At 73.1% G+C, this 13,190-nt stretch carries 9 protein-coding genes; 3 read left to right on the top strand and 6 right to left on the bottom strand.

Features of this window, described 5'->3' with window-relative positions; translation table 11 throughout:
* Nucleotides 1-4 precede the first annotated feature (4 nt).
* The 5 genes from DZF91_RS15145 to DZF91_RS15125 form a co-directional block, all read right to left on the bottom strand.
* Nucleotides 5-835 carry a hypothetical protein gene (locus tag DZF91_RS15145; RefSeq protein WP_117358114.1) on the bottom strand — a complete coding sequence of 277 codons (831 nt, stop codon included), beginning with the start codon at nucleotides 833-835 and terminating at the stop codon, nucleotides 5-7.
* A gap of 334 nt (nucleotides 836-1,169) precedes the next feature.
* The gene (locus DZF91_RS15140) at nucleotides 1,170-1,922 is read right to left on the bottom strand and encodes a succinate dehydrogenase/fumarate reductase iron-sulfur subunit (RefSeq protein ID WP_117358113.1); all 753 of its coding nucleotides are present in this window, start codon (nucleotides 1,920-1,922) and stop codon (nucleotides 1,170-1,172) included.
* Nucleotides 1,922-3,862: a fumarate reductase/succinate dehydrogenase flavoprotein subunit gene (locus DZF91_RS15135; protein ID WP_117358112.1), complete on the bottom strand. Its 1,941-nt coding sequence runs from the start codon at nucleotides 3,860-3,862 to the stop codon at nucleotides 1,922-1,924. Before DZF91_RS15135 ends, DZF91_RS15140 begins: the two co-directional genes overlap by 1 nt.
* A 2-nt stretch (nucleotides 3,863-3,864) precedes the next feature.
* Nucleotides 3,865-4,518 carry a succinate dehydrogenase cytochrome b subunit gene (locus tag DZF91_RS15130; protein WP_407920912.1) on the bottom strand — a complete coding sequence of 218 codons (654 nt, stop codon included), beginning with the start codon at nucleotides 4,516-4,518 and terminating at the stop codon, nucleotides 3,865-3,867.
* 385 nt (nucleotides 4,519-4,903) lie between these two features.
* Entirely contained in the window at nucleotides 4,904-6,109 is a 1,206-nt protein-coding gene (locus DZF91_RS15125; RefSeq protein ID WP_235834307.1) for a PP2C family protein-serine/threonine phosphatase, read from the bottom strand.
* Nucleotides 6,110-6,444: 335 nt separating this feature from the next.
* Between DZF91_RS15125 and DZF91_RS15120 the strand changes: the two genes are divergently transcribed.
* On the top strand, nucleotides 6,445-8,127 hold the full coding sequence (locus DZF91_RS15120; RefSeq protein ID WP_235834306.1) for an ABC transporter transmembrane domain-containing protein: 1,683 nt from the start codon (nucleotides 6,445-6,447) through the stop codon (nucleotides 8,125-8,127).
* Nucleotides 8,128-8,230: 103 nt separating this feature from the next.
* Nucleotides 8,231-10,003, top strand: coding sequence for an ABC transporter ATP-binding protein (locus DZF91_RS15115; RefSeq protein ID WP_117358110.1), 1,773 nt, complete (start codon nucleotides 8,231-8,233; stop codon nucleotides 10,001-10,003).
* Here the strand turns inward: DZF91_RS15115 and DZF91_RS15110 are convergent.
* Nucleotides 9,984-12,098, bottom strand: coding sequence for a S9 family peptidase (locus DZF91_RS15110; protein ID WP_117358109.1), 2,115 nt, complete (start codon nucleotides 12,096-12,098; stop codon nucleotides 9,984-9,986). The two genes, DZF91_RS15115 and DZF91_RS15110, sit on opposite strands and share 20 nt — an antisense overlap.
* Before the next feature lie 185 nt (nucleotides 12,099-12,283).
* On the opposite strand from DZF91_RS15110, the gene DZF91_RS15105 reads away from it, so the two are divergent.
* Nucleotides 12,284-13,190, top strand: a 907-nt coding sequence (locus tag DZF91_RS15105; RefSeq protein WP_147341161.1) for a serine/threonine-protein kinase, incomplete at its 3' end; no start/stop codon positions are given.

Raw genomic sequence — 13,190 nt, 5'->3', positions numbered from 1 at the left:
ATCCTCAGTTGAACAGTCGCAGGTCGGAGATGGTGCCGCTGGAGACCAGCGCCACGTAGAGGTCCGCCACCACCAGCGACCCGAGCGTGATCAGCGCGTACCTGCCGTGGTTCAGGTTGATCTTGGACACCTGACCCCACATCCAGTACCGGACGGGGTGCTTGGAGAAGTTCTTCAGCCGTCCGCCGACGATGTGCCGGCAGGAGTGGCAGGACAGCGTGTACAGCCACAGCAGGACGACGTTGGCGACCAGGATCAGCGTGCCGAGGCCGATGCCGAACCCGCCGTCCTTGCCGTGGAAGGCGCGGACCGCGTCCCAGGTGTTCACCAGGGAGATCAGGAACGCCGCCATCCAGAAGTAGCGGTGCAGGTTCTGGCCGATCAGGGGGAACCGCCGCTCACCGGTGTACTTCCCGTGCGGCTCGCTCACCGCGCACGCGGGCGGGGACGCCCAGAACGAGCGGTAGTACGCCTTGCGGTAGTAGTAGCAGGTCAGCCGGAACAGCAGCAGGAACGGCAGCGAGATCGCGGCGAACGGGATCCAGCCGCGGGTCGCGGCCGGCAGGAACGTGCCGAACTCCGCGGCGTCCCCGGTGTGGCCGTCGACGGTGACGTTGTTGCAGATCTCGTTGAGGCAGGGCGAGTAGAACGGCGTCAGGTAGTGGTACTGGGGCACGTAGAACGCCGATCCCCAGAACGCGCGGATGGTCGCGTACACCACCCAGGCCGTGAAGATCACCAGCGTGGTGACCGGATAGACGCGCCAGTCGTCCCGCCGGAGCGTGCGTTCCCTGATCTGGGCGCGCGTCTTGCCCGGCGCCTCCACTGTGCTCATCGATCGCTCTCCTGAGCTCGGGTCGGGGTTCTGGTCGAGTCCCCCGCGGGGTGGGTTCCCCGATCTCGCGCCTTCGGGGGATGCGACCCTACGCCACCGTCGCGCGACTGTGACACACATAACAATGACGACACCGTGTGACCCTGCACACATGCCGGGAGCCCGCGGATCCCTTGATCCACCGCAGGTCGCTCATAACCTGCCTTTATGGCGGACGGGAATCGAGACGAGTGTGGAAAGGCATGATCAACGAACTCGGACGGTGCGCTATAGACGTCCGAAAACGACGAAGCCCCGCGACCGAAACGGGCGCGGGGCTTCGCGGAGAGCGCGGTTACTTCTTCTTGCCGCCGACGGTGGCCTTGAGGAAGTCGCGGTTGAGCGTGCTGATCACGTCGAGCGGGATGCCCTTCGGGCAGGCGACGGTGCACTCACCGGTGTTGGTGCAGCCGCCGAAGCCCGCCTCGTCGTGGGTCTCCAGCATGGAGACCACGCGATCCCAGCGCTCGGGCTGGCCCTGCGGCATCAGCCCCAGGTGCGTGATCTTCGCGCCGAGGAACAGCGCGGCCGAGCCGTTCGGGCAGGCCGCGACGCAGGCGCCGCAGCCGATGCACTCGGCGGCCTCGAAGGCGCGGTCGGCGTCCGGCTTGGGCACCGGGACGGAGTGGGCCTCGGGCGCGGTGCCGGTCGGGGCGGTGATGTACCCGCCGGACTGGATCATCCGGTCGAGCGGCGACCGGTCCACCACCAGGTCCTTGACGACCGGGAAGGCGCGGGCCCGCCACGGCTCGACGTCGATGACCTCGCCGTCCTTGAACTTGCGCATGTGGAGCTGGCAGGTGGTGGTGTTCCGCTCCGGGCCGTGCGGGGTGCCGTTGATCACCAGCGAGCACATGCCGCAGATGCCCTCGCGGCAGTCGTGGTCGAACGCGACCGGCTCCTCGCCCTCGACGATCAGCCGCTCGTTGAGGACGTCGAGCATCTCCAGGAACGAGGCGTCCGGGGAGATGTCGTCGAGCTCGTACTCGACCATCCGGCCCTCGTCCTGGGGGCCCTTCTGGCGCCAGATGCGCAGCGTGAGCTTCATTACTTGTACGACCTCTGCGTCGGGTGAACGTATTCGAACTCGAGGGCTTCCTTGTGCAGGACGGGCTTGCTCTCGCCGCCGCCCCACTCCCAGGCCGCCACGTAGGAGAAGTGCTCGTCGTCGCGCTTGGCCTCGCCGTCCTCGTCCTGGGACTCGGCGCGGAAGTGGCCGCCGCAGGACTCGGTGCGGTGCAGCGCGTCGATCACCATGAGCTCGCCGAGCTCGAGGAAGTCGGCGACCCGGCCGGCCTTCTCCAGCTCCTTGTTGAGCTCCTCGCCCTTCCCGGTGACCTTGACGTTCTCCCAGAACTCCTTGCGCAGCGCCGGGATGAGCTCCAGCGCCTTGCGCAGGCCCTCCTCGGTGCGCTCCATGCCGCAGTACTCCCACATGATGTGGCCGAGTTCGCGGTGGAAGGAGTCCACGGTGCGGGTGCCGTTGATCGACAGCAGCTTCTCGACCTGCGAGCTGACCCGCTCCTCCGCCTCGGAGATGGCGGTCTCGGAGACCTCGCCGAGCCCGGTGTTGCGGGCCAGGTAGTCGCCGAGGCCGGTCGGCAGGACGAAGTAGCCGTCCGCGAGGCCCTGCATGAGGGCGGACGCGCCGAGCCGGTTGGCGCCGTGGTCGGAGAAGTTGGCCTCGCCGATGACGAACAGGCCGGGGATGTTGGACTGCAGGTCGTAGTCGACCCACAGGCCGCCCATCGTGTAGTGCACGGCGGGGTAGATGCGCATCGGCACCTCGTACGGGTTCTCGCCCGTGATCCGCTCGTACATCTCGAAGAGGTTGCCGTACTTGGCCTCGACGGCCTTGCGGCCGAGCCGCGCGATCGCGTCGGCGAAGTCCAGGTAGACGCCCTGGCCGCCGGGGCCGACGCCGCGTCCCTCGTCGCAGACGTTCTTGGCGGCGCGGGACGCGATGTCGCGCGGCACCAGGTTGCCGAAGGACGGGTAGATGCGCTCGAGGTAGTAGTCGCGCTCGTCCTCGGGGATGTCGCCGGGGGCCCGCTTGTCGCCGGCCTCCTTGGGCACCCAGACGCGGCCGTCGTTGCGCAGCGACTCCGACATCAGCGTCAGCTTGGACTGGTGCTCGCCGGAGTAGGGGATGCAGGTCGGGTGGATCTGCGTGTAGCAGGGGTTGGCGAAGTAGGCCCCGTGCTTGTGCGCGCGCCAGGACGCGGTGACGTTGGAGCCCATGGCGTTGGTGGACAGGAAGAAGACGTTCCCGTAGCCGCCGGACGCCAGCACCACCGCGTCGGCGGTGTAGTGCTTGATCTCGCCGGTGATGAGGTCGCGGACGACGACGCCGCGGGCGCGGCCGTCCTCCATGATCAGGTCGAGCATCTCGTGCCGCGCGTGCAGCTCGACGTTGCCGGCGTCCACCTGGCGCATGAGGGCCTGGTAGGCGCCGAGCAGCAGCTGCTGCCCCGTCTGGCCGCGGGCGTAGAAGGTGCGGGAGACCTGGGTGCCGCCGAAGGAGCGGTTGTCGAGCAGGCCGCCGTACTCGCGGGCGAACGGGACGCCCTGCGCGACGCACTGGTCGATGATCTGGGTGGAGATCTCGGCGAGGCGGTGCACGTTCGACTCGCGGGAGCGGAAGTCGCCGCCCTTCACGGTGTCGTAGAACAGGCGGTGCACCGAGTCGCCGTCGTTGCGGTAGTTCTTGGCGGCGTTGATGCCGCCCTGCGCGGCGATGGAGTGGGCGCGGCGGGGCGAGTCCTGGAAGCAGAACTGGATGACGTGGTAGCCGGCCTCGCCGAGGGTCGCGCCCGCCGAGCCGCCCGCCAGGCCCGTCCCGATGATGATGACGGTCTTCTTGCGGCGGTTGGCGGGGTTGACCAGCTTGGCCTCGAACTTGCGGGTGGTCCAGCGCTTCTCGACCGGGCCGGCGGGGGCCTTGGTGTCGACGACCGGGTCGCCGGTCTCGTAGAAGGTGTCGGTCATGGTCAGCTCACCCATCCGAAGGTGACGGAGATCGGCACCGCGATGAAGCCGATCGTGACGACGACGGCGATGGCGGCGGCGAGGCCGCGGAGCGCGCCGTTGTTGCGGGGGGAGCGCAGCCCGAGGGTCTGGAAGGCGCTCCAGATGCCGTGGCGCAGGTGCAGGCCGACGAGCAGGACCGCGAGCACGTACCAGACGGTGATGTACCAGCGGGAGGCGTCGAAGTCGGCGACGACGCGGTCGTACGGGGTGGCGTCCGAGCCCTTGGGGTTGACGGCGTAGAAGGTCAGGTCCAGCAGGTGCCAGATGACGAACAGCAGGATGATGACGCCGCCGTAGCGCATGGTGTGGGTGGCGTAGCCCTGCGCGTGGGACTTCTTCTTGCCGTGGTACTTCACCGGGCGGGCCTCGCGGGCGCGCCGGGCGAGGGAGACGGCCGACCACATGTGCAGCAGGACGGACACGCCGAGCACGATCTCCAGGATCGTCAGCAGGGTGCGCCGGGGGACGGCGGGCTCGCCCATCGTGCGGAGCCACTCCGCGTAGTGGTCGAAGCTGCTCGCGCCGAGGAAGATCTTGAGGTTCCCGATCATGTGCGCGATCAGGAAGCCGACGAGGATCGCCCCCGTCACCGCCATGACCGCCTTCTTGCCCACGGTCGATCTGTAGATCGCAGTACTCGCTATAGCCACAGCTCGGAACGGTATGGCTGCCTGGGCAAAGAGGGCCAAGTCATCAAGGCACTCGTTTCGATAGCCCGGGGCTATCGGGCGTGTCCGGCCTGGGGTTCGTGACCGTTCGGTGACACGGTGAGGTGTCGGACTTCACACGCCGAAAGGGAACTACAGGTCGTAGTACATCATGCTCTACGCCCTGTAGTAGATGAATTCGCTGGTGACGTGGGTCACAGCGGACGTCCCGGTCCGCGGCGGCGGTCACCGGGCGGTCGTCGGGCGGATGGTGGCGGTCGGTCGGGCGTCCGGGCGGTCGGCGGGCGGCGGGGTCGGTCGGGCGTCCGGGCGGTCGGCGGGCGGCGGGCGGTCAGCGGTGCGACAGCAGGAGGACGGCGAGATCGTCGGTGAGGGCGTCCCCGTTCAGCCGCTCGACGCCCGAGACCAGGTCGTCCAGCAGCGCGCGCCCGATCATGCCCCGGCCGGACGCGGCGCGCGCCAGCTCCACCAGCCCCTCGGTGCCGAGCCGGTCGGACGAGCCGTCCCCGGCGAACCCCTCGATCAGGCCGTCGGTGTAGAGCAGCAGGCTCCACGCCTCGCCGAGCTCGACCTCGGTCGCCGGCCAGTCGGCGCCCGGGACCAGGCCGAGCGCCGGGCCGTGCGCGTGGTCCGGCAGCGCCGACACCCGGGTGTCCGGGCCCCGGCCGGTGAACAGCAGCGGCGCGGGGTGCCCGGCCAGGTGCATCCGGGCGGCCCGCCGGGACGGCGCGATCGTCACCATGCACAGCGTCGTGAACGTCTCGTCGTCGCGCCGCTCGTGCCCGAGGACGGTGTCCAGGGTGCCGAGCAGCCGCTCGCCGGCGTGCCCGGCCAGCACCAGCGTCCGCCACGCCATCCGAAGCTGGGTGCCGAGCGCCGCCTCGTCCGGGCCGTGCCCGGAGACGTCGCCGATCACCAGGTGCACGGTGCCGTCCGCGGTCTGCACGGTGTCGTAGAAGTCGCCGCCGACCAGCGCCCGGGACCGTCCGGGCCGGTACCGCGTGTGGTGCGTCAGGGACGGGTCGTCGATCAGCGGGACCGGCAGCAGGCCCCGCTCCAGCCGGGCGTTCTCGGCGGCCGTCAGCCGGGCCTCGACCAGCCGCCGCTCGTTCTCGTCCGCGCGCCGGCGCTCTATCCCGTACCGCACCGCGCGGGCCAGCAGCGGACCGTCGATCTCCCGCTTGACCAGGTAGTCCTCGGCTCCGGCGGCGAGCGCGCGGATGCCGAGGGACACGTCGTCCACGCCGGTCAGCACGATCACGGCGGCCGTCCCGGACACCGCCAGCATGCGGCGCAGGCCGGTCAGCCGGTCGCCCTCGGGGCCGGAGAGGTCGACCAGGATGCAGTGGGTGCGCCGGGTCACGCGGTGGACCGCCTCGTCGACGGAGGCGGCGGCGGTCAGCGCGACGTCCAGACCGGCGTCGGTCAGCATCTTCTCGACCATCGAGACGTCGGCGGAGTCGCCGAGGACGGCCAGCAGCTCGACGGTCTCGGGCTGGCCGGACGGCGGTGGGACGGGACTGCGGAAAGCGCTCACGACCCGACGGAGGCTAACCGGTCCGCACGGTGCTCCGCACCTCGACGGACCGACGCGGCGCACCTCGACGGACCGACGCGGCGCACCTCGCCGACCGACGGGGCGCACCTCGCCGAGCGGTTCTCCGAAACTCGACGGACCGGTGCGAGGCGCCCCGACGGACCGGCTCGGAGTCCGCAGATGAGGAGCAGATGAGGAGGAGCGCGGCCCGGCCGTGCGGCCTGGACGGGCCTCGGCGCGGGGTCCGGGGAAGGCCGGAAGTCCTGCGCCCCAGAGGCCCGGCGGCGGTGAAAAATGAGTCGTCGGGCCGCCGTGCCGCCGCTTACCTTCGCAGAGTGAAGGATCTGCCCGTACCCGATCCGGGGACTCCCGACCACCGCTCGCCCGCGCGCTACCTGCTGTGGCTGATGCGCGTCCAGCGGCGCAGCGTGCTGGCCGTGGCCGTGCTGGGGACGCTGTTCTTCCTCTCCCAGGCGCTGATGCCGGCCGTGATCGGACGCGCCATCGACACCGGGGTCGCCGGCGGCGACACCGGCGCGCTGCTGCGCTGGGCCGGGGTGCTGTGCGCGCTCGGCGTCCTGCAGATGGTGTCCAGCGTCACCCGGCACCGGATGGCCGTGTTCAACTGGCTCTCGGCCTGCTACCGGACGATCCAGCTCGTCACCCGGCAGACGACCCGGCTCGGCGCGACGCTGCCCAGGCGGCTCACCGCCGGCGAGGTGGTCAGCGTCGGCATCTCCGACGTCGCCCGGATCGGCGACGTGCTGGACATCCTCGGCCGCGGCACCGGGTCGGTCGTCGCGATCGTCGTGGTCGCGGCGCTGCTGCTGGCGACGTCCTGGCCGCTGGGCCTGGTCGTCCTGGTCGGCGTCCCGGTGATCCTGGCGGTCGCCGCGCCGCTGCTGCGCCCCTACGAGCGCCGCGAGGACGCGCACCGCGAGCTGGTCAGCGAGCTGAACTCGACGGCCACCGACCTGGTCGCGGGACTGCGGGTGCTGCGCGGCGTCGGCGGCGAGGCGCTGTTCGCCGAGCGCTACCGCGGCCGGTCCCAGGACGTGCGGCGGGCGGGGGTGCGGGTGGCGTGGGCCGAGTCGCGGATCAGCGGCGCCGAGGTGCTGCTGCCCGGCCTGCTCGTCGCGCTGGTCACCTGGCTCGGCGCGCACTTCGCGCAGGACGGCCGGATCACGGTCGGCCAGCTCGTGGCGTTCTACGGGTACGCGGTGTTCCTCGTGGAGCCGCTGCGGACGATCGGCGAGATGGCGCAGAAGTTCACCAAGGGCCGGGTCGCCGCCGGACGCGTGTGCCGCCTGCTGGCGGTCGAGCCGGAGATCGCGCACACCGGGAAGCGGCGCGTGGACGGCCCGGCGGAGCTGGTGGACGCCGCGTCCGGGCTGGTGGTCCGGCCGGGCCGGGTCACCGCGGTCGCCGCCGCCGACCCGCGCGACGCCGCCGCGGTGGCCGACCGCCTCGGCCGCTACGCCGAGGGCGACGTCACCTACGGGGGCGTGCCCCTCGCCGAGGTCGCTGACGTCCGGTCGCGCGTGCTGGTCGCCGTCAACGAGGACCGCCTGTTCTCCGGTCCGCTCCGCGAGACCCTGGCCCCGCCGGGGGAGCCCCGGCTCCCGCTGGACGCGGCGGTCGAGGCCGCCGCCGCCGGGGACGTCGTGGCGGGGACCGGCCTGGACGGGCACGTCGCCGAGGCGGGCCGCGAGTTCTCCGGCGGCCAGCGGCAGCGGCTGCGGCTCGTCCGGGCGCTCGCCGCCGACCCCGAGGTGCTCGTCCTGGTCGAGCCGACCAGCGCCGTGGACGCGCACACCGAGGCCGCGATCGCCGAGCGCCTCGGCCGCGTCCGGTCCGGCCGCACCACCGTGATCGCCACCACCAGCCCGCTCGTCCTGGACCGCGCCGACCACGTCGCGTTCGTCGAGCGCGGCGCGGTCGTCGCCGAGGGCACGCACCGCGACCTGCTGGACACCGAACCCCGCTACGCCGCCGTCGTCACCCGTGGAGCCACATGAGCACCGCCGCGGAAGCCGACATGAGCACCGCCACGGGAGCCGACATGAGCACCGCCGCGGGAGCCGATCTGAGGACGGCCGTGAGCACCGCCGTTGGAGTGACATGAGCACCGCCATCCTGCCCGTCGCCACACGCGCCCAGGTGCGGGCGTACGCCGTCGAGCTCGTCCGGCGGCATCCGCGCGCCCTGGCCGGCGCGCTCGCCCTGCACGCCCTCGCGGCGGTGTCCGGGCTGGTCGCGCCCCGGTTGCTGGGCGGCCTGGTGGACGGTGTGCGCGACGGGACCGCGCACATCGACGCCGTCGGCGCCGCGATCGCCGGGTTCGTCATCGTGCAGGGCGTCCTGACCCGGTACGCCTACTTCGCGTCCGCGCGGCTGGGCGAGCGGGTCATGGCCGAGCTGCGCGAGGAGTTCGTCGGCCGCGTCCTCGCCCTGCCGCTGTCGCGGGTCGAGCGGGCCGGGACGGGCGACCTGGTCAGCCGCAGCTCGCGGGACGTGGGGGAGCTGTCGGGCGTGGTCCGCGAGGCCGTCCCCGAGATGGTCATCGGCAGCGTCACCGTCGTCCTCACGCTGGTCGCGCTGGTGCTGACCGGGCCGCTCGTCGCGCTGCCCGTCCTGCTCGGCGCGCCGCCGATCCTCCTCGGCATGCGCTGGTACCTCAAGCGCGCCCGCGACGGCTACCTGCGCGAGGAGGCGGCCTGGGCGGAGCTGACCGACGGCCTCGCCGAGACCGTCCAGGGCGCCCGGACGGTCGAGGCGTTCGGGCTGGCGGAGCGGCGGCGGGCCCGCGGCGACGCCGACATCGCCCGCTCCTACGCGCGCGAGCGGTACACCCTCGGCCTGCGGACCGTCCTGTTCCCCGTCGTGGACGGCGGCTACCTGCTCCCGGTCGTCGGGACGCTGGTCGCCGGCGGCCTGCTGCACGCGCACGGGCTCGCCACGCTCGGCCAGGTGACCGCCGCGACGCTGTACGTCCAGCAGCTCGTCGGCCCGGTGGACATGCTGCTCACCCGGCTGGACGAGGTGCAGATCGGCGGCGCGTCGCTGGCCCGGCTGCTCGGCGTGGGGAACGTCCCGGCCGACCGCGTCCCGACGTCGGCGCGCCCGGACGGGGAGCGGATCACCGTCCGCGACGTCCGGTACGCCTACCGGCCCGGCCACGACGTGCTGCACGGCGTGGACCTGGCGCTGCGGCCGGGCGAGCGGCTGGCGATGGTCGGGCCGTCCGGGGCGGGCAAGTCCACCCTCGGCCGCCTGGTCGCCGGGATCGACGGCCCGCGGTCGGGCGCGGTCGAGGTCGGCGAGGCCCGGCCCGTCCCGCTCGTCGAGCTGCCGCTGGACGAGCTGCGCGGGCACGTCGCGCTCGTCACGCAGGAGCACCACGTGTTCCGCGGCACCCTGCGCGACAACCTGGTGATGGCGGACCCGGACGCCGGCGACGACCGGATCCGCGCCGCGCTGGAGGCCGTGGACTGGGACGGCCCCGACCTGTCCGCGCGGGTCGGTGCGGCGGGCGAGGAGCTGTCCCCGGCGCAGGCGCAGCAGCTCGCGCTGGCCCGCCTGGTCCTGGCGGACCCGCACACCCTCGTCCTGGACGAGGCGACCTCGCTGCTGGACCCGCGGGCCGCCCGCCGCCTGGAGCGCTCGCTGGCCGCCGTCCTGGACGGCCGGACGGTCGTCGCCATCGCGCACCGCCTGCACACCGCCCACGACGCCGACCGCGTGGCCGTCGTCGAGGACGGCCGCATCACCGAACTCGGCACCCACGACGAACTGCTGGCCGCCCGGGGCTCCTACGCGGCGCTCTGGTCGTCCTGGCAGAGCTCGCCCGCCCCCGGCGCCACCGCCTCCGGGCTCAGGCCAGGGACTTCTTGAGCCAGTCGACCTGGAGGTGGAGCAGGTTCTCCGCGACGACCTCCTGTGGCGTCATGTGGGTGACGCCGGACAGGGGCAGCACGGTGTGCGGGCGTCCCGCGGCCAGCAGGGCCGACGACAGCCGCAGGGTGTGCGCGGCCACCACGTTGTCGTCCGCCAGGCCGTGGATCAGCAGCAGCGGGCGGGTGAGCTTGTCGGCCAGCCCGATGAGGGAGTTGGCGGCGTAGGACTCCGGCTCCTCCTCGGGCAGGCCCAGGTAGCGCTCGGTGTAGTGGGTGTCGTAGAGCGTCCAGTCGGTGACCGGGGCGCCCGCGACGGCGGCGTGGAACACGTCCGGGCGGGCCAGCACGGCGAGCGCGGCGAGCCAGCCGCCGAACGACCAGCCGCGGACGGCGACCCGGTCCAGGTCGAGCGCGGCGGGGTGCCGTCGGGCGGCCTCCTCCAGCGCGGCGACCTGGTCCTCCAGGACGGGCGTGACGAAGTCGCCGCGGACGGCGCGCTCCCAGGCGACGCCGCGGCCGGGGGTGCCCCGGCCGTCCGCGATCACCACGGCGAAGCCCTGGTCGGAGAGCCACTGCGGCTCGCAGTAGGCGCGCTGGACCGCCAGCACGCGCTGCGCGTGCGGACCGCCGTAGGGGTCCATGAGGACGGGCAGGCGGCCCTGGTCGGGCGTCCAGCCGGTGGGCAGCAGCACGGCGGTGCGGACCTCGCGCTCGCCGGCGCGCAGCAGCTCCACCCGCGGTGTGATCACCGGGGTCTCGGCGCGCGACTCGATCGGGAACGTCCCCTGCGGCCCGCGGACCTCGGTGACGGTGCCGAGGGCGTCCAGCCGCGAGCCCGCGACGACGGTGACGCCGCCCGCCGCGACCGCCGAGTAGACGCCCTGCCCGGAGGTGAGCCGGGTGACCTCGCCGTCGGCGTACCGGTGGACGTGCACCTCGGTCGGCTCGGTGGACGCGGTGAACAGCACCGCGCCGCCCTCGACGCCGAGCACCGCGCGGACCTGGAGGCCGGGCGGGGTGACCGGCTCGCCGCCGACGGTGAGGCGGCGGGTGCCGAGCAGGTCGGGGGAGGAAACGCCCGGGGCGCTCGCCTGGTGGTCCTCGACCGTCCAGACCAGGTCGCCGGCGTCGGTGCGGGCGGGGACGCCGGGGACGATCTCGGTCCAGACCGGATCGTGGCCGGTGTGCAGCAGGCTCGTCTCGCCGTTCAGCGGGTCGACGGCCAGCACCCGCTGGGCGCGCTGGTCGCGGGTCTGCACCACGATCATCGGGCCGCGGGAGTCCCAGCCGGCGGCGGTCAGGTACGGGTACTGGCCGCGGTCCCAGGAGACCGACGCGTCCCGGCCGCCGTCCACCCGCAGCAGGACGAGCGAGACGATCGCGTTGGGCGTCCCGGCGGCCGGGTAGGCGATCTCGGTCGCGGGGTTCTCCGGGTTGGCGGGGTCGGCGATCGTCCAGCGCTGGACGGGCGTCTCGTCCACCCGGGCGGTGAGCACGGTCGAGCCGTCGGGAGACCACCAGTGGCCGCGCATCCGCTGCATCTCCTCGGCGGCGATGAACTCCGCCAGGCCGTAGGAGATCTGCTCGCTCTCGGGCGTGACCAGCGCCCGGTCGTCGGAGCCGTCGACGCCGATCACCCGCAGGGTGCGGCCGGAGACGTAGGCGACGCGGCGCCCGGCCGGGTCGAGGCGCGGGTCGAACACCGGGGTCCGCGCGGGCAGCTCGCGCACCTCCCCGGACGCCAGGTCGGTGAGGAACAGCTGTCCGCCGAGGCTGAACACCGCCTGCCGGACGGCCGCGTCGGTCGCGAAGCCGACGATGCCGCCCGCGCCCTCGCGGGCCCGCTCCCGCCGGGCGCGCTCCTCGGCGGGCAGGTTCTGCTCGCCGGCGACCGACAGCGCGGCCGGGTCGGCGACGAGGGTCTCCGCGCCGGTGGCCGGGTCCAGCGTCCACAGGCAGGTGACCGGGTCGTCGCCCGCCTTGGTGCGGAGGAACGCCACCCGGGAGCCGTCGGGCGCGATCTGGAAGGCGCGCGGGACGCCGAGGGTGAACCGGCGGGTGCGGGCGGTCTGCCGCGGATAGCTGATGCTCATGTGCGAAGTCTGCCAGCCGTCTCCGACCGATCCGGGCGGGAGCCCGCCAAGGCGCTGCTTCGCGGCGGTTTAGTGGGTATGGTCCCGCAGGGCGAACGCGCATGGGGCGCGCGGCTGCTCGCGTAAGCTCGTAGCCCGTCCAGCGCTCGAACACCGCCCGATCCGCCCGCCGAAGGAGTCGTTCCATGCCGGACTTGCAGCCGGGAGATCCCCGGCGGCTGGGGACCTACGACCTGACCGAACGTCTCGGAGAGGGCGGTCAGGGCGTCGTCTACCTCGGTGTGGACCCGTCCGGCGCGAAGGCGGCCATCAAGCTGCTGCGCGCCGATCTCGCCGCCGACGACCAGGCACGCCACCGCTTCGTCCGCGAGTCGCAGGCGGCCATGCAGGTCGCCCGGTTCTGCACCGCGCAGGTGCTGGAGGCCGACGTCGCCGGCGACCAGCCGTGGATCGCCAGCGAGTACGTCCCCGGCCCGTCGCTGTACAAGCAGGTCACCGAGCAGGGGCCGATCACCGGCGCGGCGCTGGAGCGCCTCGCGATCGGCACCGCGACCGCGCTGGTGGCGATCCACCAGGCGGGCATCGTGCACCGCGACTTCAAGCCGCACAACGTGATCATGGCGCCGGACGGGCCGCGCGTGATCGACTTCGGCATCGCGCGCGCCCTGGACGCGGGCCAGACCAACGCGACCAAGGCGATCGGCACCCCGTCCTACATGGCGCCCGAGCAGGTCGCCGGGGAGCGCCTCACCGAGGCCGTGGACGTCTGGGCCTGGGGCTCGACCATGGTCTACGCCGCCACCGGCCGCCCGCCGTTCGGCGACGACACCGTGGTCGCGGTGATCAACCGGGTGATGAACGAGCCGCCCTCGCTGGTCGGCCTGCCGCCCGAGCTGCACAACCTGATCGCCGCCTGCCTGGTCAAGGACCCGGCCCGGCGGCCGACCGCGCAGCAGCTGATGATGGCGCTGATCGGCAGCGGTCCCGGCGGCACCGGCGGCATGCCCGGCGCGGTGCCCGGCGGCGCGCCGGGCGCGACCGCGCTGGACGACCCGGCGCAGGCGACCGCGCTGCTGGCCGGGGGAGCGGCGG

The sequence above is a fragment of the Actinomadura logoneensis genome (assembly GCF_003428695.1).
Lineage (GTDB): Bacteria > Actinomycetota > Actinomycetes > Streptosporangiales > Streptosporangiaceae > Spirillospora > Spirillospora logoneensis.
This window is presented reverse-complemented; position numbering and strand designations above follow the sequence as displayed.

Coding starts and splice junctions, on each gene's coding strand:
- DZF91_RS15135 (WP_117358112.1), bottom strand. CDS start 3,862: ATGACCGACACCTTCTACGAGACCGGCGACCCGGTCGTCGACACCAAG.
- DZF91_RS15115 (WP_117358110.1), top strand. CDS start 8,231: ATGAGCACCGCCATCCTGCCCGTCGCCACACGCGCCCAGGTGCGGGCG.
- DZF91_RS15145 (WP_117358114.1), bottom strand. CDS start 835: ATGAGCACAGTGGAGGCGCCGGGCAAGACGCGCGCCCAGATCAGGGAA.
- DZF91_RS15140 (WP_117358113.1), bottom strand. CDS start 1,922: ATGAAGCTCACGCTGCGCATCTGGCGCCAGAAGGGCCCCCAGGACGAG.
- DZF91_RS15110 (WP_117358109.1), bottom strand. CDS start 12,098: ATGAGCATCAGCTATCCGCGGCAGACCGCCCGCACCCGCCGGTTCACC.